Raw genomic sequence first — 23893 nt, forward strand, 5'->3', positions numbered from 1 at the left:
TTCGCCGACTCCCGTTCCGGACTTAAGTTCGCCTCATGCATGCTTCGCTTTCCCACGCCCTGTCCAAGCAGTTCCTGGCCCTGCCCGTCATCGACCTTCTGGTCCTGGCGTTTTTCCTGTTCTGCTGGCTGTTCTACGAGCCGATGCTCAAGCGGCTGGGCCGGGAGCGGAACGTCATCAACACCGACATGACGGTGATCCGCCGCCGGTGGATGGCCGAGATGGCGGTGCGCGAGATCGCCCTGCTGGACGGCCAGCTGCTGGGCCATGCGCTGAACTCGGCCTCGTTCTTCGCATCGAGCAACCTGATCCTGATCGCCGCGGCGGCCGGCGTGCTGTTCGGCGGCGACAGCGCGCTCAAGAGCATCGAAGGCCTGGCCGTGCTGGCCCCCGCCTCGACCCTGGTGTTCCAGATCAAGCTGGGCGTGGTGCTGGTGGCCCTGGCGCGGGGCCTGCTCGACTTCATCTGGTCGATCCGCCAGATGAACTACTGCCTGGCCGCCATCGGCGCGACGCCGATGTGGTCGCCGCGCGCGGTGCTGGACGAATATGCCGAGGCCACCGGCGCGATCCTCAACCCCGCCCTGTCGGCGTTCAACGCCGGGGTGCGCGGCTACTATTTCGCCCTGGCCGCCGCGGCCTGGCTGCTCGGGCCCGTCGCCTTCGCCGTGGCGACTGGCGGGGCGATGGCGCTGCTGCTCTGGCGCCAGCGCCGCAGCCCCGCCTCGGCCGCGGTGCGCAAGGTCCGGCAGATCCTGGAGCGCCAGCCCGTGGTGATGGGCCCGCACCTGACCAAGACCAACGGCGAGCAGGTTTAGGCCGGAAGCCTACAGCCCCAACTCCGCCTTCACTTTTCGGGTCAGCTTGGCGGCGATCAGGCCGTGCGCCGTCTTCAGCCAGTCGGTGACCTCGTCGGCGTCCTGGGCGGCCAGGTCGGCGAAGTGCAGCCATTTGGCGCGGGCCAGATAGGGCGCAGGCGTGGCGCGGCCCATCTCGCTCAGCACTTCGAACGCCACGTCCGAGGCCTTCAGCGAAAAGCCGTTGCGCCCGACCGCCCCGCCCAGCACGGCGAACATCTTGCCGCCCACCTTGTAGACCTGGTCGTCGCCCCACTGGATGGTCATGGTCGCGCCCGGCAGGGCCATGGCTGCGGCGTCGAAAGCCTTGGGGGTCATGCTTGCCATTCGATATAGTCGACGCCGCAGAACCGCTCGATCCAGACCGAGAAACTGTCGGCCACGACGCGCAGGTCACCGTCATCGTGGTTCCAGAACCAGATCGGCGCCCGGCCCGGCCGGCCGGCGCGCCCGTCCCGGACGTCGAAACAGAAGAGATTGCCCGAGCAATCGTCGGCGAACGCGACGAGGTGACCAGGCAGGCCGCCTTCGCGCCAAGCTTGGGTCTGCTCGACAATGAGGTCCGGCTCAAAGAAATCGCTGACGTCGGATATATCCGCCTCGGTCTCGACGATGCTGTGCAGCAGGGCGATGGTCATCCAAGGCAGACCATGAGCCAAAATCGCCGCGCGATAATCCTGCGGAAACACGAAGTCGAGCCGGGCTTCCACCGCGTCGAGATCGGCGTGCTGGACCTTCGTCGGCGGATGGTCGCCGATCGTCCACTTGTCGATGAACAGTTCGAGAGACACGTGCGCTCCGCCCCTAAGCCTCGAGCCCGATTCCGATCGGACACACCACGCCCGTACCACCGACGCCGCAATAGCCCCCGGGGTTCTTGGCCAGGTACTGCTGGTGATAGTCCTCGGCGAAGTAGAACGGTCCGGCCGCACCGATCTCGGTGGTGATGGTTCCCAGCCCCTGGGCGTTCAGGGCCTGCTGGTAGGCCTCCTTGCTCGCCACCGCCGCAGCGGCCTGGGCGTCGGAGGTCACATAGATTCCCGAGCGGTACTGCGTGCCGATATCGCCGCCCTGGCGCATCCCCTGGGTCGGGTCGTGATTCTCCCAGAAGGTCTTGAGCAGGGTCTCGTAGGTGACGACGCGCGGGTCGAACACGACCTGCACCACCTCGTTATGACCCGTGCGGCCGGTGCAGACCTCCTCATAGGTCGGATTCGGGGTGACCCCGGCCGCATATCCGGCGGCGGTCACATGCACGCCCGGGATCTTCCAGAACACCTGCTCCACGCCCCAGAAGCAGCCCATGGCCAGCACCGCGATCTCCATGCCGTCGGGATAAGGTCCCTTCAGCGCATGGCCGTTGACGAAGTGGGTTCGGGCGGTCGGGATCGCCGCCGCCCGTCCCGGCAGGGCGGTGTCGACGGTCGGCATGTCGAGGATCTTGGGCGCGGAGACCATGGCGAATCCCGGGATCGAAACGGAAGTCTCGATCCTAAGGCGTTCGCGATCGCGTTTCACCTCGCATGGCCGCTTGCCCCCGCAATCGTCCTGAGTATATTGCGCCCCTTCCTGCGTCGGGGGCCTCAACCGCCTTCCGCATCTGGTGCGCATGGTGAGGTGGCCGAGTGGTTGAAGGCGCACGCCTGGAACGCGTGTATAGGGGAAACTCTATCGAGGGTTCGAATCCCTCTCTCACCGCCACCGCCCTCTCCCCAAATTTGACATCAGGGCCCCGCGTCCCTACCTGACGCTCACCGAGCGCGATCCGATCGCGCCGGACGCCTGACCACAGGCTTCCAGTCTCCAGGCTCGCGCTCAGCGCCAGACGCTTGGAGCCAGACGGAAAATCCCCGCCATGCCCTTTTCAGATCGGCCGTAAGAGACGGCCAGCGTCGCTCTAGGCCACGCACAATCCTGACCAGGGAACGCGGCTTCATTCCCCGAAGCTCACGGTCTTCATGAAACGCCTGCGCCCCACGGCGCGCGTTCGCCGAGCCCACACAGGGTCCCGCGCTCAGAAAGCGCCGGCCAGGGCTCAAGACACATCCAGAAAGACTCTACGACCATGTTTTCCACCCAAACCCAATCCACCCAAGCCCTGCCCGCGGTCTATGTGACCGAGGCCGACTTCGAGATCCTTTCCAACTTGGCCGACGCCGCGGCGGGCCGCGCGCCCGGCGGCCGCGTCCTGGCCGGCGAAATGGCCCGCGCCGTGATCGTCGAGCCCGGCGAAGCGCCCCGCCCCTTCGTCCGCATCGGCTCGCGCGTCGCGTTCCAGGACCTGTCCAACGACCAGACCCGCATCGTCCATGTCAGCCTGCCGCGCGACGCCAGCATCGACGACGCCCGCATCTCGGTGCTCAGCCCCGTGGGCGCGGCCCTGATCGGCCTGACCGCCGGCGAGGCCTTCCACTGGACCGACCCCGAAGGCCGCGCGCGCGGCGTCCGCGTGCTGGCGGTCCAGGACTGACCCTGACGCCGGTCAAGGCTGTCGCCAAGCCCTGAGCCGATGCTATGGCTCGGCCCATGATCCAGCGCCACCTTCCCGCCCTGCTCGCCGCCCTCGCCGTCCTGACGGCTGCCCCTGCCCGGGCTAACGACACCTCGGCCGAGTTGGCGGCGGGCGGCCTGGTCCTGACCAAGAGCGACAGCATCGAGATGCGCTCGGAGGACCTCTACATCTCCGAGCAGGCCGTGCGGGTGCGCTACGTGTTCGCCAACACCAGCGGCAAGGACGTCACCGTCCGCGTAGCCTTCCCGATGCCCGACATCGGCGGGCCGGACTTCTTCCAGAGCGACGTGTCGATCCCGATCGCGGATGCCCCCGCCAACGTCCTGGGCTTCTCGACCAAGGTCGACGGCAAGCCCGTAAGAGCCGAGGTCGAGCAGAAGGCCATCGCCACGGACGGCGTCGACCGCGCCGCCTGGTTGATCGCCAATCGCATCCCGCTGGCCGTCCACCTGGGCGGCGTCGATGAGGCTCTGCGCGCCCTGCCGAAGGCCAAGCGAGACGAGGCGGTCAGGCTGGGGCTCTACGACCCCGACCAGGGCGGTGTCTGGGTGCTGAAGACCACCTACCACTGGCTGCAGACCTTCCCGGCCGGGCGACCGATCGTCGTCGAGCACGCCTACCGGCCGTCGGTCGGCGCCACCGTGGCCACCAGCGTCGGCACCGAATACGCCAACGAGATCAAGGACAAGTACTGCGTCGACAAGGCCCTGACCGACACCGTCATCCGCGCCGCCAAGGCTGACAAGGACGGCAACGCGCCGTGGGTCGACCGCTGGATCGACTACGTCCTGGTCACCGGCGGCAACTGGAAGAAGCCGATCGGCGACTTCCGCCTGGTGGTCGACAAGGGCTCACCCAAGAACCTGGTCAGCTTCTGCGGCTCGGGCGTGAAGAAGATCAGCCCCACCCAGTTCGAAATGCGCCGCACCAACTGGCGGCCTGAGAAGGACCTGTCGATCCTGCTGCTGGTCTCGCACGACGCGATGTAGCTACTCTTCGACAAAGGCCTTGAGCCGCGCCAGCGTGTCGTCCCACTGGCGAGACACGCCGTCGAGATAGGCGCGGGCCTCGTCCAGCGCCTCCCGCCGCGCGGCGAAGCGGCTCTCGCGGCCGACCCGGAGGCTGGCCACCAGGCCGGCGTCCTGCAGCACGTGCAGGTGCTTGGTGATCGCCTGGCGGGTCAGGGCGGTGTCGATGGACAAGGCGGCGATCGAGCGGGCCTGGCCGTCGCCCAGCTTGTCCAGCAGCGCCAGACGAGTGCGGTCGCCCAGGGCGGCGAAGATCGGCGCGGGGTCCGCAGCGCTAGGATTCAACATGGGCCTTGATGTTCTGGACCTGCTGCGTCCAGCCGCCGTCGTTCATCCGGAAGGCTTCCTCGCGGCGATGGGCGGGCACCTTGTCGAAGCCGGACTCCACGACCGTCAGCCGCGTGCCGGCCCCGTTCGGCGCCAGCAGGAACTCGACCAGGGTCGGCTCTTCCTGGTCGTAGTCGACGTCGGGATCGATCCCGTAGGGATGCCAGGTGAAGGCCAGGCGCCGCGGCGGTTCGATGGCCGTCACCTTGGCCTTCCAGGTCACGTGCTCATAGCCCGGATGGGTGATCTGGCCGCGGGCCTCCTGGCCGACGGCGAACGGCGCTTCCAGGTCGACCTTGAACCAGGTCCCGAATTCCTTGTGGTCGCTGACGGCGCGCCAGACGCGCTCGATCGGCGCGTTCAGGTCGATGGTCTTCTCGATTCGGTCGAACATGATGGCAACCTCCTGGTTGCGCATTTGTGACTCTAATCGGGAAGAAGAGCAACCTTTCAGTTGCCATTGATTGGGGACAGGCGCATGCGCCTGTCCCGAGCCCTAGATCTCGATCAGTTCGTGTCCTCGGCCACCGGGTCGGCCGCCGAGACGGCGCCGTCCTTGTTGGTGTCGTGGGTGACGAACATCCGCCAGCCGGAATAGTCGAACTCGGCCGGGGCGATGCCGCCACTCTTGTCGGTATCGAGCACGCCGAAGCGCACGTCAGCCTGGCGCAACTGGCGCACGCGCTCCTCCTCCTTCTTCTCGGCCGTGTCGGTCGAGGCGGCCAGGCGCTTGGCCAAGCGGGCGGTGAACTCGCCGACATATTCGTCGTGCGACAGGGCGCCGTCGTGATTGGCGTCGATGCCGGCGAACTGCTTGTCACGGCCGGCCTTGAACTCGTCCTTGCTGACCGAGCCGTCGCCGTTGAGGTCCTGCTCCTTGATGAAGGTGTCGCGGGCGTGCGAGGCGGCGAAGGCGGGGGCGGCCATGCAGAACGCGGCGGCGGCCAGGAGGGCGATCTTGCGGGTCATCGGACAGGTCTTTCTCAGCGCAGGGATTCGAAGGTCAGGGCGTAGGTGTAGGAATGGCCAGTGGCGTCGGTAGCGGTTGGCGCGACGCGATAACGGGCCTGGATCTGGTAGACGCCCGATCGGGCGACCTTGACCGTAAACCGGCCCTGGTCGTCGCTGGTCAGGGTGACCGGCGGGGTCTTGGCGTCGGCGTAGCGGTCGTCGCCGGCGTGCAGTGTGATCGCCTGCCCGGCCACCGGCTTGCCGTCGAACAGCACCGTGAACTTGGCGTCCTGGCCGGTGAAGATGCTGCTGGGATGGGTGATGGCGACGAATTCCAGGCCCTTGCCGACCGGGGCCAGGGCCGCCGTGCTCGGCGCGCCGCGGGTCACATAGACGTCGGCCAGGGTCAGGCTCTGCATGTCGACCGGCGTGGTCCCGGCCGGCGCCTTGGCGGGATCCTCGAGGAACTCCCACTGGCCCTTGACCAGCACGGCCTTGGCGGTGCGGCCGGTGCGCTGGCCGGTGGTGATCCGATAGGTGCCGGGCTGCTCGGTCGCGACTTCGACCAGGGCCAGCTCGCGCAGGTTGGTGGCGGTCAGCGGCATGCGCGCGCCGTTCGGCCCGACCACCGCCCAGGCGTCGGACTTCATCGCCACCTCGGGGCTGAAGAAGCTCTCGGTGAACGAGCCCTGCACGGTCACCAGCTTGCGATCGGTGACGTCGAAAGCGCTGGGCAGCAGGTACGGCGAATGGGCCTGGGCCGCGCCGGCCAGGACGCCGCTTAGGGCGACCCCGGCCAGGAAGGCGGCGAACGAGGGCGAGCGGCGCATGGCTGAAAGTCTCCGGATTCCAAGGAAGCGTCGCCTTCGGCTCTAATAGGAATGATTCTGAGAATCAATTGCATTTAGCTTGACCAAGCGAGCCTCCCCTCGTAGGTCCTCCGCCAACAGATGCGAATAGTTCGCATGTATCAGATCCGGGGGTCCTCGATGTCTCGCCTCAAGCTCGCCAGCTTCGCCGCCGTGTCGGCCACCGCCCTGCTCTGCGCCCAGGGCGCCTTGGCGGCGGAAACGGCGGCCGATGCGGTGGAGTTGGACAAGGTCATGGTCACCGCTACCCGCTCGGAGACCAAGCTGCAGGATGCGCCGGTGACCGCCAGCGTCATCTCCGGCCAGGACATCGAGGACGGTCTGGTCAAGGACATCAAGGACCTGGTCCGCTTCGAGCCCGGCGTGTCGGTGCGCAGCGCGCCCGCCCGCTTCACCGCCGCCGGGGCCTCGACCGGCCGCGACGGTAATGCCGGCTTCAACATCCGCGGCCTGGAGGGCAACCGCGTCCTGATCCTGGTGGACGGCGTGCGCGTGCCGGACGGCTACGCCTTCGGGGCCCAGAACATGGGGCGCGGCGACTATGTCGACCTCGACACCCTGAAGTCGGTCGAGATCGTGCGCGGCCCCGCCTCGGCCCTCTATGGCAGCGACGGCCTGGCCGGCTCGGTCAGCTACTTCACCAAGGATCCGTCCGACCTGCTGAAGGCCGGCAAGGCCTTCGGCCTGCGCGGCCGCGTCGGCTACGCCTCGGCCGACGAGAGCTGGAGCGAGAGCCTGACCGCCGCGGGCCGGGCCGGGGCCTGGGAGGCCATGGTCGCCTATACCCGCCGCGACGGCCAGGGCCAGAAGACCGCCGGGACCAACGACTCGGCCAACACCGACCGCACCACCGCCAATCCCGAGGACAACCGGTCCAACGCCGTCCTGGCGCGGGTGGTCTACACCCTGAACGACCAGAACCGCTTCCGGCTGACCTATGACCACCTGGACCGCGACACCGACTGGACGGTGCTGAGCGCCATCGCCAAGCCGCCCTTGGCTGCGACCAGCGTGCTGGGCCTGACCGCCTGGGACAAGGTCAAGCGCGACCGCGTCAGCCTCGACCACCGCTTCACCGACGGCCAGGGCCTGGTCCAATCGGCCACGACCACGCTCTACTATCAGGACAGCACCACCCGGCAGTATTCGGCCGAGGACCGCAACACCGCCGCCGATCGCACCCGCGACGCCACCTTCGACAACGAGGTGTTCGGCGCGGCGCTGGAGCTGCACAGCCAGGCGGCGATCGGCGGCTTGACGCACAAGCTCGTCTGGGGCGGCGACGCCTCGCTGACCCGCCAGGAGGGCGTGCGCGACGGCACGGTCCCGCCGGCCGGCGAGACCTTCCCCACCCGCGCCTTCCCGACCACCGACTACACCCTGGCCGGGGCCTATGCGCAGGACGAGATCGCCGTGGGCCCCGTGACCCTCTATCCAGCCGTCCGCTTCGACTACTATAGGCTGGAACCCAAGACGGACGCCCTGTTCACCGCCAACGTCCCGGCCAGCCAGAGCGAAAGCCACGTCTCGCCCAAGCTGGGCGTGGTGTGGAGGGCCACCGACCTGGTGACGGTGTTCGCCAACGCCGCCGCCGGCTTCAAGGCGCCCTCGCCGTCCCAGGTCAACAACGGCTTCGCCAACCTGGCCTCGAACTACAGGTCGATCTCAAACCCCGACCTGAAACCCGAGACCAGCCAGACCTTCGAGCTGGGCGTGCGCCTGAACCGCCCGACCTGGAACGCCAGCATCACCGGCTTCACCGGCCAGTACGACGACTTCATCGAGCAGGTGCAGGTGCGCGGGACGTTCACCGCCGCCGACCCGGCCGTCTACCAGTACGTCAACCAGTCCAAGGCCGAGATCACCGGCGCCGAGGCGCGATTCGTCACCGAACTGGGCGGTGGCTTCACCCTGCAGGGCGCGGCCTCCTACGCCCGGGGCAATTCGGAGAACAACGGCGCGAAGGTCCCGCTGGCTTCGGTCGACCCCGTCAAGCTGGTGGCGGGTCTGTCCTACCGCGACCCGGCCGGCCGGTTCGGCGGGGCGCTGAACGCCGTGCACGCAGCGCGGAAGTCCGCTGGTCGCTCGGGCGTCAGTTGCAGCGCCACCATCCTGGTCAATGGCGCGCCCCAGACCCAGACCGGCTCGGACTATTGCTGGATGCCCAAGGCCTTCACGGTTCTGGACCTGACCGCCTACTGGAACATCACCGAGAGCGTCACCCTGCGCGGCGGCGTGTTCAATCTCACCGGCCAGACCTATGCCTGGTGGAGCGATGTACGCGGCCTGGCCGACAACGCCCCCGTCAAGGACGCCTACACCCAGCCCGACCGCAACTACAGCGTCTCGCTGGCGGTGAAGTTCTAGGGTTCCGGTCGGCCTATCCCCTTCGGCCGGCTTGGAGCGGGCCGCGACCGTGCCGGCGGTCGCGGCCCGTTTTCGTCGAGGCGTGCTTTTGTAAAAGCCCTGTCAGAACAATGCGGCTTGGCCGTGCGGCCCAGGTCGACTACGACCCCTGCCATGAACGCCCAGACCCCCGCCGAACGCTACATCCTGATCCTGCAATGCCCCGACCGTAAGGGCGTGGTCGCCGCCGTGTCCGGCTTCCTGGCCGACAACGACGCCTCGATCGTCGAGAGCAGCCATTTCAACGACGGCTTGGCCGACCAGTTCTACATGCGCACGGTCTTTCGCCCGGATGGTGCGATGCCGGGGATCGACGACCTGCGCCGCGGCTTCGAGCTGATCGCCAAGCGCTTCGGCATGACCTGGGCCCTGCATGACGCCGGTGCCAAGCCCAAGGTGCTGATCGCGGTCTCCAAGTTCGGCCACTGCCTGTTCGACCTGCTGCACCGCTGGCGCGCCGGCCTGCTGCCGGTCGAGATTGTCGGGGTCGTCTCCAACCACGAGGACATGCGCTCGTTCACCGAATGGAGCGGCCTGCCCTATTTCCACCTGCCGACCACCAAGGCCAACAAGGCCGAGCAGGAGGACGCCTTCCTCAAGCTGGTCGACGAGCTGGCCGTCGACCTGGTCGTACTCGCCCGCTACATGCAGATCCTGTCGCCGGCCCTGTGCGCGCGGCTGTCGGGCAAGTGCATCAACATCCACCACTCGTTCCTGCCCAGCTTCAAGGGCGCCAAGCCCTATCACCAGGCCCACGACCGAGGCGTGAAGATCATCGGCGCCACGGCCCACTACGTGACCACCGACCTGGACGAGGGCCCGATCATCGAGCAGGGCGTCCACCGGGTGGACCACAGCCACACGCCCGACGACCTGGTCACCCTGGGCCGCGACGTCGAATGCACCGTGCTGGCCCGCGCCGTGACCTGGCACGTGGAGCACCGCGTGCTGATCGCCGGGGCCAAGACGGTGGTGTTCGACTAGGGTTTCGCGACAAGCGTCCACGTCACCGCGTCCCGCGCTCCGCCGCCTTCCACCACAAGGCGGTTGACGCCCGGCGCCAGCGTCACGGGCCAAGTGGCGACATGGTCGACCACCGGCGCGCTTCCCAGGTCGCGCCCGTTGAGGCGCAGCGAGACCGAGGGGACGTTGGCGTAAACCTTCACCGTCACCGCCGGCGTGTCGCGGACCACCGCCCGGCGGCTGGTGATGTAGGCCATCGGCGCCGTGGTCCAGTTGGCGCGATACCAGTAATAGGCGTCCTTGCGGACCTTGCGGTCATAGGTCACCAGGCCCTTATCGTTGATCCCCGGACGGTCGCCCTCGTCGCGGCCGTCGGACGCCAGGTCGAAGCCGACCCAGACGAAGGTCCCCCACAGCCACGGCTTGTCGCGCAGGACCCGCCAGTAGGTCTCGTGGAACAGGGCCTGGTACTGCTCGGGGTGCCACCGGCTCTTGGCGACCGGGCGGCGCGGCGGGTCTTCCTGCTGCAGCACGCTGGCTCCGGCGCCGTATTCGCTGATCGCCAGCGGCCGGTCGGGGCTTTTGGCGTGCACCGCCTCCACCCAAGGACCGACGTCCTCGGGCTTGCCGTCGTACCAGCCGAAATAGCGGTTCTGGCCGATCAGGTCGGTGTGTAGGGCCTGGGGGTCGGTCTCGGGCTTGCAGCAGTCGGCCAGCACCGTGGGACGCGACGGGTCCTCGGCCTTGGCCACCGTCTGCAGGCCCGATAGCAGTTTCGCGGTGGCCGCATCGGACCGGTAGAGCTCGTTGGCCAGGCCCCAGGTCACCACCGAGGGGTGGTTGTAGTTCTGGCGGATCAGCTCGCGCAGCTGCTCGGCGGCGTTGTCGGCGAAGGCGGAGCCATCGTCGGCGACGCTGTTGAGCGGGATCTCGGTCCAGACCAGGAAGCCGTCACGGTCGGCGTTCTCATAGGCGCGGCGCGGGTGCTGGAAATGCACGAAGCGCAAGCCCGTCGCGCCCATGTCGCGCAGGATGGCGAAGTCCGCGTCGATCTCCGCGTCGCGGACCGCCAGGCCTTCGGTCGGCCGGCCGGAATGGAACAGGTTGACGCCATGCACGCCGTACGGCTGGCCGTTCAGCAGGAAGCCCCGCGCGGGATCCACCGCGATCGAGCGGAAGCCGACCGGAACGGTGACCGTGTCGTCGCCCACCGAGGTCACCAGCCGGTACAGATAGGGGTCGGCCCGTCCCCGCCACAGACGCGGGGCCGCGATCCAGGTCGCCAGGGTCATCGGCGTGACGGCGCCGGGTGCGACGTCCGCCGTTCCAGACAGGGTCGCCACCGTCTTGCCCGCCGCGTCCAGCAGGCGCGAACGCACGGCCACCCGGACCGGCGCGACCTGGTCGTTGCGCACCCGGACCAGCACCGACAGGTCAGCGCCGTCGGCGCTGACCGCCGAGGGCGTGGCGTAGACGCCGGGACCGCCGTGGTCGAGCATGTCGACGTGGATCGCGTCGGTGACCACCAGCCGCACCGGCCGATACAGGCCGCCAAACACCGTGAAATCGCCGCCCAGCGGCGCGACGTCCTTATGGCTGGCGTTGTCGACCCGCACCGCCACCAGGTTGGCGCCGGGGACGATCCTGTCGCTGACGTCAAAGCGGAAGCCCGCATAGCCGCCGGCGTGCCGCCCCACGGGATGGCCGTTGACCCAGGCCTCCGAGACCAAGGCCGCGCCGTCGAACTCCAGGAACGCCCGCTGTCCGACCTTGAGCGGAGGAACGACCAGGTGGGTGCGATACCAAGCCGGTCCACGATAATAGCCGCCGCCGTCGGCCCCGTCGGCCGCGTTATAGGTGTGGGGCAGCCTCACCGTCTCCCAGGCGCGGTCGTCGAAGGCCGGGGCCTGAGCCGTCTGGGAGTCGCCCTTGGCGAAGGTCCAGGTCGTCAGCGGAACCGTCGTGCGGGGACCCGCGACGGCCAGGGCCGGGATCAGGCACAGCGCCGCCAGGACGAGCAGCGCCAAGCGCGGTGTCGGAAAGCCCATCGGTGCGTTCGCTCCCTCGTTTGTCGGACCGATAGCATGAGATTCGAACGAGGCGGCCATTGACCTGGCCCCTGGGTCCGCCCCGATAAGGACGACGGTCAACCGCCAGCGAGGTGATTCCGTGCCTTCTCCCATCCGCTTCCTGAACCCTGCCGAGGCCGCGCGGCGGCTGGGCGTATCGACCAAGGCCCTGCGACTGTACGAGCGGCGCGGCCTGGTCACGCCCCAGCGCACGGCGGCCGGCTGGCGAGCCTATGGACCGGCGGAGATGACGCGGGCGGGCCAGGTGGCGGCCCTGCGCGCCCTGGGCCTGAGCCTCGCCCGCATCGCCGACGTGCTGGACGGCGACGCCCAGGCCCTGGAGCCGGCCCTGGCCGCCCACCAAGCGGCGCTGGAGCAGCAGGGCCGACAACTGGCGGAAGCCGTCGAAAAGGTCGGCGCCCTGCGCGCTGGCCTGGCCCGGGGCCGAACGCCGGACGCCGAGGACCTGGTGCGGCTTCTGACGCCGGTCGTCCGTCCCGGCGTGGCCTTCGACCTGCCCTGGCCGTGGGGCGGCGAGCCCTTCACCTTCCTCGACATCCCGCCCCTCACCTACATCACCGGCCCGCTGGGCAGCGGCAAGACGCGGCTGGCCCTGCGCCTGGCCGAGACCCTGCCTGGCGCGGTCTTCCTGGGCCTGGACCGGACGACCGACGGCGGCGCTGCGATCCGCGCTGGCCTCGACGCCGATTCCGCCCTGGCCGCGCGCGTCGACCGGACCCGGGCCTGGCTGATCGAGGACGGCGCCACACCGTCCGACGACCTGCTAGCGCTGCTGGCCGCGCTGGAGGCCGAAGCCGCCGCCCTGGTGATCGACATGCCCGAACAGGGGTTGAACTCCCCGACTCAAGCGGCGCTGGTCGCCTGGCTGCGCCGCCGTGGCCCGGAGGCACGGCCGGTGTTCCTGTTGACGCGGTCCAGCGCGATCCTCGACCTAGCCGCTCTCGGAAGCGGCGAGGCGCTCCTCTACTGCCCGGCCAACCACGCCCCGCCGATGCGCGTCGCCCGGTATCCCGGCTCGCCCGGCTACGAGGCCGTCGCGAGCTGCCTGGCGTCGCCCGAGGTTCGGGCCCGCACGGCGGGGATGATGGCGGTGATGCGCCACACGGGGTGAGATGGAGCGTCCCAGCCGCCGGTCGATAGTCGACCGTGACCGGAAGCGGCCGCCCGCCCCTACAGCAGGATGTCGGCGGAGGTGAGCGTGCCGGTGACGTTCAGGACGATCACGAAGTCGGCCACCCCGTCGCCGTTCACGTCGCCCGACACGTGGTAGTAGCCCGAGCTGTCCGGCGCGGCGATGATCAGTTGACCCGCCACGTTGGAGAAGCTGGTCACCACCGCGAAGGCGTCATTGGCGCCCGTGCCGGAATTGGCGTCGATGCCGGTCAGGTCCAGCTTGTCGGCCTGGGCGGAGCTGAAGTCGAAGATCAGGTCCGTGGCGAAGGGCAAGCTTTCGCCGGCCGAGGTGTAGACGAAGGTGTCCGCCCCGGCGCCGCCCAGCATGAAATCGGCTCCGCCGGCCCCGGTCAGGATATCATTCCCGTCCAGGCCGTAGAGGATGTCGTTGCCGGCCGCTCCAACCAGGGTGTCGGCGACGTTGTGACTGGCGCCGTCGCCCACCAGCACGAAGGCCTGGCTGGCCCCGCCGCTGGTGACCAGGTCGGTGGCCTTGAGCGACGTTCCGGAGACTGCGACCACGGCCTGGCTGTTTCCACCGCCGTCGGGGGCCGAATAGATGAAGGTCGTGCCGTCATAGCGCCCGATGGTGATCTTGCCGCCATCGATCGCCGAGATGTCGATCTTGTCTTGCCCGGAATTGAACCCGAAGATCACGTCATAGGCGGCGAAGTTGGACTGCGATATCGCCGTGTACTGGAAGGTGTCGGTCCCGGACCCGCCATAGAGGATGTCGGCCCCGCCGCCGCCGTTCAGGGTGGTGGTTCCCGAACCGCCGACCAGGACGTCGGCCCCCGCCGTGCCCGTCAGAGTCTCGACGCCGTTGCCGGCGTACAGCGTGTAGCCATGGACCGCCCCGCTGACGATCAGGTCGGACGTCTTGAGGTCGCCATTGATCTGGACGACGCCCGCGCTGCCCCCCGAGCCGAAATAGACGAAGGTGCTGGAGCCGAAGTGGGCGATCGCCACCGTGCCCGCGTCGACCGCCGAGATGTCCAGCTTGTCCTGGCCGGTGGCGAAGTCGGTGATCGTGTCCCACTGCAGGACGGACGAGTCCCCGGCGCCGTACAGGAAGGTGTCGACCCCCGCCCCGCCGGCAAGGGTGTCGCCGCCGCCGCCGCCGCGGATCGAGTCCGCGCCGTCCGCGCCACTGATGATGTCGGCTCCCGAACCGCCCGTCAGGGTGTCGCCGCCGGACGAGCCGGTGATCGTGAAGCCGAAATTGGCCACGCCGGTGACGATGTCGGTCACCTCCAGCCCCTGGCCCAGCGACTTGATCTGTCCCTCGGCGACGCCGTCCCCGTCGAGGTCGATCGACAGGATCTTGTCGACGCCGTCCGTGCCCAGGGTCAGCTTGGTCGTGCCGGTGATCAGCGGCGTCAGCCACAGGGTGTCCGAACCATGGGCAAAGTCGGTGATCGTGTCGAAGGCCCCGACCGTGCTGTCGCCGATGGCTTCATAGGCGAAGACGTCCGCGCCGCCGCCGCCCGTCAGGGTGTCGGCGCCGCCCTTGCCGGTCAGGGTATGGGCCGACCCGTCGCTGATCAGGATGTTGGCGTTGGCGTCGCCAGTGGCCGAGCCGGTGACGGTCACCGTCAGTTGAGCCGTCGCCGACGCCCCCGAGGGGTCCTTGATCGTATAGTCGAACGTATCGGTCACCACCTGGCCGACGACGAGTCCCTCATGGTCGGCCACGTAGCTGTAGGAGCCGTCCGGATTGATCGTCAGCTTGCCATAGGCGCCGTTCACCACCGTGCCGCCCGAGACCACGGCCTGGTCCACATGGGTGGCGTTGTAGGCGACATTGGTCACCGTCAAGGTCGTGGCGGCGTTGTCGACATCGGCGTCGTTGGTGCGGACCGAACCCGTCAGCGTCAGACGTTGGGCCACCGCACCGGCGTCGTTGCTGGCGGTGGGCGCATCGTTGACATTGGCGACGGCCGCGGTGGCGGCGCTGGTCTTGCTTTCCCCCGCGCCGTGGCCGTCGGTATAGCTGACCACCACGCGGACCGTTCCGCCGACGTCGGCGTCGCCCAGCGCGTAGGTCGCCTGGTCGGTCCCGACATTGACGTAGCCCGAACCCGTGTCGCGCTGCCATTGATAATGCAGCGCGCCCAGGCCGTCCGCATCCGCCAGGGTGGACGAGGCCGTCAGCACCTGGTCCTCGGTGGCCGCGCCGGCGATCGTCACCGTCCCGGTCGGCGCGTCGTTGATATTGGCCACGGCCGAGGTCGGGCCGCTGGTCTCGCTTTCGAACACGCCCTGGCCGTCGGTGTAGCTGACGACCACACGGATCTGCGCGCCGACGTCGGCGTCGCCCAGGGTGTAGGTCGCCTGGTCGGTCCCGACATTGACATAGCCCGACGAAACCGTGCTGCGCTGCCATTGATAGTGGAACGCGCCCAGTCCGCCGGGGTCGGCCAGGCTGGAGGTGTCGGCGGTCAGGACCTGGTCCTCCGTGGCCGCGCCGGTGACGCCGACCCCGCCGGTATGGGGACCGTTGGCGGGCAGGATCGTCGCCGTGGCGGCGCTGGTCGCGGCCTCGGCCGTGCCCTGGGCGTCGACATAGGAGGTCACCACCCGGATCACGCCGCCGACGTCGGCGGCGGCCAGCGTATAGGTCGCCTGGTCGGATCCGACATTGACGAAGCCCGAGCCGCTGTCGCGTTGCCACTGGTAGTGCAGCGTTCCCAGCCCGTCCGCGTCGGCCAGGGTCGAGGTGTCGGCCGTCAGGACCTGGTTTTCGTTCGTCGTCCCGGTGACGGCGACGCCGCCGGTGTGCGGGTCGTTGACGTTGGCGATCGCCGCGGTCGAGGCGCTGGTCGCCGACTCGGCGAAGCCCTGGCCGTCGGTGTAGCTGATCACCACTCGGACCACGCCGCCGACATCCGCGTCGCCAAGGGTGTAGGTCGCCTGGTCCGCGGCGCCGACGATATTGGTGAAGCCCGAGCCGACGTTGCGCTGCCACTGGTAGTGCAGCGTCCCCAGGCCGTCGACGTCGGCCAGGGTCGAGACCGCGGTCAGGACCTGGTTCTCGGTCGGCGCGCCGGTAACCGACGCGCCGCCCGTATGAGGATCGTTGACGCCGCTGATCGAGGCGCTGGCCGACGAGGTTACGGCCTCGGCCGTGCCCTGGCCGTCGACATAGCTGACCACCACGCGGACCACGCCGCCGACGTCGGCGTCGCCCAGGGTGTAGGTCGCCTGGTCCGAACCGACATTGACGAAGCCGCTGCCCGTGTTGCGTTGCCACTGGTAGTGCAGCGTGCCCAGGCCGTCGACGTCGGCCAGGGCCGAGGTGTTGGCGGTCAGCACCTGGTTCTCGGTGGGCGCGCCGGTGATCGCCACCGCGCCGGTCGGGGCGTCGTTGACGTTGGCGATCGACGCGGTGGAGGCGCTGGTCGCCGACTCGGCGAAGCCCTGGTTGTCGGTGTAGCTGACCACCACCCGGACCAGGCCGCCGACGTCGGCGTCGGTCAGGGTATAGGTCGACTGGTCGGTTCCGACATTGACGAAGCCGGAGCCTACGTTGTGCTGCCACTGGTAGTGCAGCGTGCCCAGGCCGTCGACGTCGGCCAGGGTCGAGACCGCGGTCAGGACCTGGTCCTCGGTCGGCGTACCGCTGATCGACGCGCCGCCGGTGTGCGGATCGTTGACCCCGGCGATCGCGGCGCTGGCCGACGAGGTTACGGCCTCGGCCGTGCCCTGACCATCGGTGTAGCTGACCACCACGCGGACCGTGCCGCCGACGTCGCCGTCGCCCAGGGTATAGGTCGCCTGGTCGGCCGCGCCGACGATGTTGGTGAAGCCCGACCCGACATTGCGCTGCCACTGGTAGTGCAGCGTGCCCAGGCCGTCGATGTCGGCCAGGGTCGAGGTGTCGGCCGTCAGCACCTGGTTCTCGGTGGTCGTGCCGGTCACCGCCACCGCGCCCGTCGGGGCGTCGTTGACGTTGGCGATCGACGCGGTGGAGGCGCTGGTCGCCGACTCGGCGAAGCCCTGGTTGTCGGTGTAGCTGATCACCACACGGACCACGCCGCCGACATCGGCGTCGCCCAGGGTGTAGGTCGACTGGTCGGTTCCGACATTGACGAAGCCGGAGCCGACGTCGTGCTGCCACTGGTAGTGCAGCGTGCCCAGGCCGTCGACGTCGGCCAGGGTCGAGACCGCGGTCAGGACCTGGTCCTCGGTCGGTGTGCCGGTCACCGAGGCGCCGCCGGTGTGCGGGTCATTGACCGCCGCGATGGCGGCGCTGGCCGAGCTGGTCACGCTGTTGGCGAAGCCCTGGCCGTCGGTGTAGCTGACCACCACGCGGACCGTGCCGCCGACGTCGCCGTCGCCCAGCGTGTAGGTCGCCTGGTCGGCCGCGCCGATGATATTGACGAAGCCGGAGCCGACGTTGTGCTGCCACTGGTAGTGCAGCGTTCCCAGGCCGTCGGAATCGGCCAGGGTCGAGGTGTCGGCCGTCAGCACCTGGTTCTCGGTCGGCGTGCCGGTGATCGAGGCCCCGCCGGTGGGGGCGTCGTTGGTGGCGGAGATCGCCGCCGTCGCCGCGCTGGTCGCAGATTCCACCGTGCCGCCGGCGTCGGTATAATAGATCACCACGCGGACCACGCCGCCGATGTCGCCGTCGCCCAGGGTGTAGGTCGCCTGGTCCGCGCCGACATTGACGTAGCCGCCGCCGACGTCGTGTTGCCACTGATAGTGCAGCGTGCCGATGCCGTCGGGGTCGGCCACGGTCGAGACCGCGGTCAAGACCTGGTCCTCGGCCGCCGTGCCGGTGACGCTGGCGCCGCCGGTGTGGGCGTCGTTGACGGCGGTGATGTTGACCAGCACCGAGCCGCCGGCCGACGCGCTTCCGCCGGCGCCCTGGCCCCCGCCGGGCGCGCCGTCGTCCAGCGTGTAGTTCAGCGTCACCGAGGCGGGCGGCGCATCGCTGGTGTTGGTGTAGCTGATGTGGTTGAGGACATCATTGACCAGCGCGGTCGTCGCCGTGGCGGCCGAACTGGTGAAGCTGATCGTCAGCACGCCGCCGACGCTGGTGAAGGTGGCGAAGGTCAGGCCGCCGACCTGCAGGTTGGCGCCGCTGACCGTGAACAGCCCGCCCGAGGCGAAGGCGAAAGTGTCGGCCGCGTTGGCCGAGGCGCGCTGGACCGCGAAGCTGGCCCCCGCATAGTCGCCGTTGCCGCCATTGCGCGCGCCCAGGTCGACGTCGGAGACCGTCAGCGAACCCAGCAGGGTCGCCGCCGTCTGTTCGGTGGCGCCCACCGTGGTGGCGCTGGCCGGCACGACGGGCGTGTCGTTCACCGCCGTGACGCTGGTCGTCAGGTCGATGCTGGCGTCGCTGAACCGGGTCTGGCCGCCGTTGACGCTGACGTCCAGCAGCGCGCCCGTGGTCACCGCTCCGCCGGAATTGTCGATCAGGTAGACGGTGAGGGCCGGAACCGCGCCGTTGAAATTCGCGGCCGGCAGGAAGCGCAGCAGCGTGCCCGCCGCCAGGACCAGGGCTGTGGACTCGCTGGGCGAGCCGATCGTGGTCCAGGCGCCGTTGAAGTACTGCCAGACGCCTTGGCTCGTGGCGGCGTTTGCGGTGATGGCCACCCCGGCCAGGGCGTCGCCGTCGGGATCGCTGAAATGCGAGCCGAACAGGGTCGAGACGGTCTGGCCCGACGGGGCGGCGGTGTCTTCATTGACCGCCGTCATGGTGGCCGAGCCGGTGGCGACCGGCGCGTCGTTGGTCGCGGTGACCACGATGTTCAGCGTCAGTGACGCGCTGTACGGCGTCGAGCCGCCGGTCGTCGTCAGGTCCGCCGTCTGGCCGGTGGTCACCGCGCCCGAGGAGTCCTCGATCATCGAGACGGTCAAGGCCGGGGCCGTGCCCGAATAGTCGGCCGCCGCCACGAAGCGCACCAGGGTGCTGGCGTCCAGCACGAAGGCGGCGGCGGTCGAAACGGCGGGCAGATCCTGCCAAGTCACGCCGTCGAAATACTGGTAGACGCCCTGGGCCGCGGTCGCGGCGTTGGCGGTCACGGCCACGCCGGTGAAGGCGTCGGCCGACGAGCCGCCGGACACCTGGTCCTTGGCGTCGGAGAAGTGGCTGGCGAACAGCGATGAGACCGTCTGGCCGGCGCCGGGCGCGGAATCCTCGCCGATCGAGGTCAGGCTGACGGCCGAGCCGCCGGTGACGGTGGGCGCGTCGTTGACTGCGGTGACCGCGTGGCTCAGCACCACCGTGCCGGTGCTGTAGGGCGTCGAGCCGCCGCTGGTGGTGGTGTTGACGACGGCGCCGTTGGTCAGGGCGCCGCCCGAGGCGTCGACCAGCTTGACCGTCAAGGTCGGGGCCGGGCCGTTGAAGTCGGTGGCGGGCAGGAAGCGGATCGGCGCGCTGGCGGCGATCGTCACCGCCGCCGCCGTCAAGGCCGCGCCGATGTTCACCCAGGTCGAGCCGTTATAGTACTGCCATTGGCCCGTGCCGGCGGTGGAGCCGTTGGCGGTCACGGCCACGCCGGCGAAGGCGTCGCTGTCGGCGTCGCTGTACTGGCCGCTGAACAGGCTCGAGACCGTATTGGTCAGGGCCGCGTTGGCGACCTCTTCGTTGGTCGCGGCGAGGGCTTCGGTCCCGTCGCCGGCCACGACGGGGGCGTCGTTCACGCCGATGATGGTGATGGTGTAGCCGTCGGTGTCGCTCAGCACGCCGCCCGAGCCCGTGGCCCCGCCGTCGCTGGTCACCACCGTCAGGGTGTCCGTGCCGCTGATGCCGACATTGCCCAGGAACACCAGGCCGTTGCTCGCCGCCAGGGTGGTGTTGATCTTGTTGATCGTAGCGGTGACGGTCACCGAACCCGCGCCATTGCCGACGATGTCGCCGGACACCAGGCCGCTCGCGACGTCCGTCCGCAACGTCAGCACGCCCTTGGTCACGCTGAGGGTGACCGTGACGATCGCCGACGCGGGATTGGCGTCGACGTCGCTGACCTGCAGGCCGGTGACGGCGATGTTGGTCGCTTCGTTGCCCGTGGCGCTGGAGACCGTGCCATTGACCGGCGCGTCGTTGACCGCCGCGATGTTGATCGTCGTCGTGCCACTGTTGACCGACCCGGCCAGCACGCCGGGCGTCCCGTCGCTGACCGTCCAGGTGACGGTGCGGCTGGTGTTGGCGCCATAGTTCGTCGGGTTGTCGCCCGTGGTCCAGTAGGTGATGGCCGCCAGCACCGCCTGGTAGTTGGCGATGGTGTCGTAGCCGGTCAGGCTGAGGGTCTCGGTCGCGGCGTTCCAGGCGACCGTGATGTTGGTGCCCGAGATCAGGCCGGCGACCTGCTTGCTGGCGCCGTAGCCCAGATGGTCGTCGGCGGTGCTGGACTCGTTGGACGAGAACGTGCCGCCGGTGATCTGCACCGTGGCGCTGGCCAGGTGGTCGCCGTCGGTGTCGGTGATGGTCGGCGCGCCGGTCAGCAGGGTGGTCGCGGCCGCCTGCTGCTCGTTCATGGCCGTGGCCGTGCCGCTGACGCCCAGCACGGGCAGGTCCGCGAAGGTCATCCCCTCGATATTAGCGCCGGAGACCGTGAGATTGGCCGCGATCGTGCGGATCAGGGTGGCCTGCGTGCCGGCGCCGTTCAGCTGGAAGACGTAGATCACGTCGTCGCTGTCGCTGCCGGAGGTCTCCTCGCTCTCGACGTAGATCTGACGCGTCGACTGATCGAACGTCATGTCGCCGCCGTAATACGCGCTGCCGCCAGGCAGGCCGACCAGCGTCACCTTGGTGGCCGTGCCGCTCGAGGCGCTTGAGCTGATATACCAGATCGCATTGTCATTGGCGTCGTAGCCGACGTCGGGAGACGGGTACTGCGAACGGGTCGTGAAATAGACCAGGTCGGTGCTCTCATCGACCTCGACATCGATGATCTGGCCGTTGCTCATGTCGAACGGGAACTGGGCGTCGGCGACCAGTTCGGTGGCGACGTTCGGCGCTGACAGGTCGAGACGATAGATGCCGACCGCCAGGCCGTCGACGCGTTCGGTGTAGAACAGCCGGCCGCCGGGGACGATCGAATGGTCGATCGCGAAGTCCTGCGGATCGAGCACGAAGAAGCCGCTCTCGTTGGGGCGGTTGTCCGTGACGGCCGTGGTCAGATAGCCCTCGTCGGTCACCACGCCCGTCAGGGGATCGTAGTTGTAGACCTTGATGCCGGTGATGTTTCCGTTCGGCGTGCCGGAGCCGTCCTGGTAGCCGACGTAGATCTTGTGGGTGAATGGATCGACTTCGATCGTGTTGACTAGGATGCTGTCGGGAAAATCGACCGCGATGGCCGGGGCCGCCGAACTGCCGATCGAGCCGCGCACCAGATAGGCGGTGTTGTCGAGCGGACTGCTGGCTATGGCGAAATAGAAGCCCGCCGCTGTGTCCAGCCCGATGTCGGCGGTGAACGAGCTGGGCAGCTTGTCGTCGCCCGTGCCGGCTCCGCCGTTGTCGATGACGACGGTGCTGCCGGTGCCGTCGTCATTGATGCGGACGAGGCGCGTGTTGGCGTCGCCGCCTTCGGTGATATACCACAGTTGGCCAGAGAACGGCATGGATCAGTCCTTTGCCTTGGCGAAACCGCGCGTCGGCTGACGCGAGCGGGACGCCCTCGGGGCGCGCGCCCCGCACGAAATCGATGATGTTTGGATGCTGGCCAGACAGGCCGGCGGATGACGCGAAGACGGAAAGTCGCGCATGCGAGCGCATGTCTTGCGCATTTGACTCCCCCCTCGCTTTAGTCGAAGCGTGTACGCAACCTTAACGAGGAGTCCAGAGGCGCACAAGTAGACATACGCGGATCGTCGAACGATGTTCTACTATCTATTGTGCAGCCCAGGATAGTGAGTTACGACAAGGACAATCGCGAGGTGGGGGCGGCCGTTCTTAATCAAGGTTAAGAGATGACCACGACTTAAGGTTTAGTTACCTTGTCGCGCGACAGAAACTTGCGCTTTGAAAAGACCTTTGGGAGCGAGGGAAGCAGCCATGGCCGAGCCTTATGTTGGTGAGATCCGCATGTTCGGAGGCAACTTCCCTCCGCTCGGTTGGGCGATGTGCGACGGACAGCTGATGTCGATCTCCGAGAACGACACGCTGTTCAATCTGATCGGCACCACCTATGGCGGCGACGGGCAGTCGACGTTCGGCATGCCCGACCTGAGAGGCCGGGTTCCCAGCCACCAGGGCTCGAAGAACGGCCAGACCTACATCATCGGACAGATGACCGGCGTGGAGACCGTCACCCTCGCGCCCCAGCAGTTGCCGCAGCACACCCACCCCTTCTACGCGGCCTCGACGCCCGGCGCGGCGAGCACGCCCACCACCCAGACCATGATCTCCAGCCAGGGACCGGGCGGCACCGTCCTGTTCGGCTACCAGCCTTACGACGCCGCCAATCCGCAGGTCGCGCTATCCGCCGCGTCGACCACGCCCAGCGGCGGCAACCAGCCGCACGAGAACATGCAGCCCTATCTGGGCATCAATTTCATCATCTCGCTCTATGGCGTCTACCCGTCCCCGAGCTGATGCGTCCGCCCGAAGATCTTTTGGAGACTCAAAGAGATGAGTGATCAATTCGTCGCGGAGATCCGCATTTTCGGCTTCAACTTCGCTCCGAAGGGCTGGGCGCAGTGCAATGGCCAGCTCCTGCCGATCCAGCAGAACACCGCGCTGTTCTCGCTGCTGGGCACCACCTATGGCGGCAACGGCACCACCAACTTCGCCCTGCCCAATCTGATGGGCAACATTCCAATCCACATCGGACGCAACCAGCCCGGCCCTGGTCTGTCGGTCTACGACCTGGGCCAGACCGGCGGCTCGCCGAACGTGACGCTGGTCGAGACCGAGATGGCGATGCACACGCACTCGCCGATGGTGACCACGACGGTCGGCACCGTCACCGCCGCGGCCAACAACCAGCCCGCCCAGGCCTTCTACGGCACCTTCCAGTCGGCCACCCGGGGCCTGTTCTACAGCCCGACGCCGCCGGCCGTGCAACTGCCGGCCCAGAGCATCGGCCCGACCGGCGGCTCGCAGCCGCACAACAACATGATGCCGACGCTGGTCCTGAACTACTGCATCGCCCTGCAGGGCGTTTTCCCCGCTCGCAACTAACCCCCGCGACCGATACGAGGAGCAAGACTCATGGGTACGCCATACATGGGCGAGTTGCGGATCATGTCCTTCAACTTCGCTCCGAAATACTGGGCCCAGTGCAACGGCCAGCTGCTGTCCATCCAGCAGAACCAGGCCCTGTTCTCGCTGCTGGGCACCACCTACGGCGGCAATGGCGTGACCAACTTCGCCCTGCCGGACCTGCGGACGATGGTCCCCGCCCACACGGGCTCAGGCTATCCCCAGGGCGCGATCGTCGGCGAGTACAGCCACACCCTGATCCAGACCGAAATGCCGCAGCATCTGCACTTCCTGAAGGCCGACGCCACCCATGCCGGAGACACAAACGCGGCTACGGCGGTCGCGGGCAACAGCTTCGGGCAGACCTACGGCAAGCCCAGTTCGGGCTCGAACATCGCGTTCAACATGTACAGCACCACCCTGACCCCTGTGGCGCCCATGGCCCCTCAGGCGCTGGGCGTCGCCGGCGGCAGCCAACCGCACGAGAACCGCCAGCCGTTCCTGGTGCTGAACATCTGCATCGCCCTGCAGGGAATCTTCCCCTCGCGGAACTAGCTTTCGGGT

The 23893-nt window shown here is 68.4% G+C and carries 18 protein-coding genes and 1 tRNA gene; 10 read left to right on the plus strand and 9 right to left on the minus strand.

The window, feature by feature from the left end; genetic code table 11:
• The first annotated feature begins 35 nt into the window (after positions 1-35).
• Positions 36-818 (plus strand): DUF599 domain-containing protein, encoded by a 783-nt coding sequence (locus ASD47_RS23340; protein WP_369800333.1) that lies wholly within the window; start codon positions 36-38, stop codon positions 816-818.
• A 9-nt stretch (positions 819-827) separates the two neighbouring features.
• On the opposite strand, the gene ASD47_RS23345 is transcribed toward ASD47_RS23340, so the two are convergent.
• Genes ASD47_RS23345 through msrA form a run of 3 tightly spaced genes read right to left on the minus strand, consistent with a single transcriptional unit; the run spans position 828 to position 2315 of the window.
• A complete protein-coding gene (locus ASD47_RS23345) occupies positions 828-1175 on the minus strand; it encodes an MmcQ/YjbR family DNA-binding protein (RefSeq protein WP_056761968.1) in 348 nt (115 codons plus the stop codon).
• The gene (locus ASD47_RS23350; RefSeq protein ID WP_056761969.1) at positions 1172-1648 is read right to left on the minus strand and encodes an SMI1/KNR4 family protein; all 477 of its coding nucleotides are present in this window, start codon (positions 1646-1648) and stop codon (positions 1172-1174) included. Before ASD47_RS23350 ends, ASD47_RS23345 begins: the two co-directional genes overlap by 4 nt.
• Positions 1649-1661: 13 nt before the next feature.
• Positions 1662-2315, minus strand: coding sequence for a peptide-methionine (S)-S-oxide reductase MsrA (gene msrA, locus ASD47_RS23355; RefSeq protein WP_056761970.1), 654 nt, complete (start codon positions 2313-2315; stop codon positions 1662-1664).
• A 153-nt stretch (positions 2316-2468) separates the two neighbouring features.
• On the opposite strand from msrA, the gene ASD47_RS23360 reads away from it, so the two are divergent.
• The 3 genes from ASD47_RS23360 to ASD47_RS23370 all read left to right on the plus strand — a co-directional run bounded on the left by ASD47_RS23360 (position 2469) and on the right by ASD47_RS23370 (position 4358).
• Positions 2469-2558 (plus strand) — tRNA-Ser (locus ASD47_RS23360).
• A gap of 364 nt (positions 2559-2922) precedes the next feature.
• On the plus strand, positions 2923-3327 hold the full coding sequence (locus tag ASD47_RS23365) for a GreA/GreB family elongation factor (protein ID WP_056761972.1): 405 nt from the start codon (positions 2923-2925) through the stop codon (positions 3325-3327).
• Between the two features lie 56 nt (positions 3328-3383).
• Entirely contained in the window at positions 3384-4358 is a 975-nt protein-coding gene (locus ASD47_RS23370; protein WP_162251702.1) for a DUF4424 domain-containing protein, read from the plus strand.
• Here ASD47_RS23370 and ASD47_RS23375 read toward each other — a convergent pair whose 3' ends face one another.
• The 4 genes from ASD47_RS23375 to ASD47_RS23390 all read right to left on the minus strand — a co-directional run bounded on the left by ASD47_RS23375 (position 4359) and on the right by ASD47_RS23390 (position 6505).
• Positions 4359-4685: a helix-turn-helix transcriptional regulator gene (locus tag ASD47_RS23375; protein WP_056761976.1), complete on the minus strand. Its 327-nt coding sequence runs from the start codon at positions 4683-4685 to the stop codon at positions 4359-4361.
• The gene (locus tag ASD47_RS23380) at positions 4672-5118 is read right to left on the minus strand and encodes an SRPBCC family protein (protein ID WP_056762120.1); all 447 of its coding nucleotides are present in this window, start codon (positions 5116-5118) and stop codon (positions 4672-4674) included. Before ASD47_RS23380 ends, ASD47_RS23375 begins: the two co-directional genes overlap by 14 nt.
• Positions 5119-5231: 113 nt before the next feature.
• Positions 5232-5693, minus strand: coding sequence for an EF-hand domain-containing protein (locus tag ASD47_RS23385; RefSeq protein ID WP_056761977.1), 462 nt, complete (start codon positions 5691-5693; stop codon positions 5232-5234).
• Positions 5694-5707: 14 nt separating this feature from the next.
• Positions 5708-6505, minus strand: coding sequence for a DUF4198 domain-containing protein (locus tag ASD47_RS23390; protein WP_056761979.1), 798 nt, complete (start codon positions 6503-6505; stop codon positions 5708-5710).
• Between the two features lie 159 nt (positions 6506-6664).
• On the opposite strand from ASD47_RS23390, the gene ASD47_RS23395 reads away from it, so the two are divergent.
• Both ASD47_RS23395 and purU read left to right on the plus strand, forming a co-directional pair.
• Complete coding sequence (locus tag ASD47_RS23395) at positions 6665-8911, plus strand: TonB-dependent hemoglobin/transferrin/lactoferrin family receptor (RefSeq protein ID WP_056762121.1); 2247 nt, start codon at positions 6665-6667, stop codon at positions 8909-8911.
• A gap of 153 nt (positions 8912-9064) precedes the next feature.
• The gene (gene purU / locus ASD47_RS23400; RefSeq protein ID WP_056761980.1) at positions 9065-9934 is read left to right on the plus strand and encodes a formyltetrahydrofolate deformylase; all 870 of its coding nucleotides are present in this window, start codon (positions 9065-9067) and stop codon (positions 9932-9934) included.
• On the opposite strand, the gene ASD47_RS23405 is transcribed toward purU, so the two are convergent.
• The gene (locus ASD47_RS23405) at positions 9931-11940 is read right to left on the minus strand and encodes a glycoside hydrolase family 2 TIM barrel-domain containing protein (RefSeq protein WP_235526150.1); all 2010 of its coding nucleotides are present in this window, start codon (positions 11938-11940) and stop codon (positions 9931-9933) included. The two genes, purU and ASD47_RS23405, sit on opposite strands and share 4 nt — an antisense overlap.
• A gap of 142 nt (positions 11941-12082) precedes the next feature.
• Between ASD47_RS23405 and ASD47_RS23410 the strand changes: the two genes are divergently transcribed.
• Positions 12083-13114 (plus strand): MerR family transcriptional regulator, encoded by a 1032-nt coding sequence (locus ASD47_RS23410; protein WP_056761983.1) that lies wholly within the window; start codon positions 12083-12085, stop codon positions 13112-13114.
• Positions 13115-13173: 59 nt separating this feature from the next.
• Here the strand turns inward: ASD47_RS23410 and ASD47_RS23415 are convergent, their stop codons facing one another.
• Positions 13174-21747: a M10 family metallopeptidase C-terminal domain-containing protein gene (locus ASD47_RS23415; RefSeq protein ID WP_056761985.1), complete on the minus strand. Its 8574-nt coding sequence runs from the start codon at positions 21745-21747 to the stop codon at positions 13174-13176.
• Between the two features lie 433 nt (positions 21748-22180).
• Between ASD47_RS23415 and ASD47_RS23420 the strand changes: the two genes are divergently transcribed.
• The 3 genes from ASD47_RS23420 to ASD47_RS23430 are packed head-to-tail and all read left to right on the plus strand — an operon-like array spanning position 22181 to position 23884.
• Complete coding sequence (locus ASD47_RS23420) at positions 22181-22720, plus strand: phage tail protein (RefSeq protein ID WP_056761987.1); 540 nt, start codon at positions 22181-22183, stop codon at positions 22718-22720.
• A gap of 36 nt (positions 22721-22756) precedes the next feature.
• Entirely contained in the window at positions 22757-23308 is a 552-nt protein-coding gene (locus ASD47_RS23425) for a phage tail protein (RefSeq protein WP_056761988.1), read from the plus strand.
• Positions 23309-23338: 30 nt separating this feature from the next.
• Entirely contained in the window at positions 23339-23884 is a 546-nt protein-coding gene (locus tag ASD47_RS23430; protein ID WP_056761990.1) for a phage tail protein, read from the plus strand.
• Positions 23885-23893: the final 9 nt, after the last annotated feature.

This window comes from Caulobacter sp. Root1472 (genome assembly GCF_001426985.1).
Lineage (GTDB): Bacteria > Pseudomonadota > Alphaproteobacteria > Caulobacterales > Caulobacteraceae > Caulobacter > Caulobacter rhizosphaerae.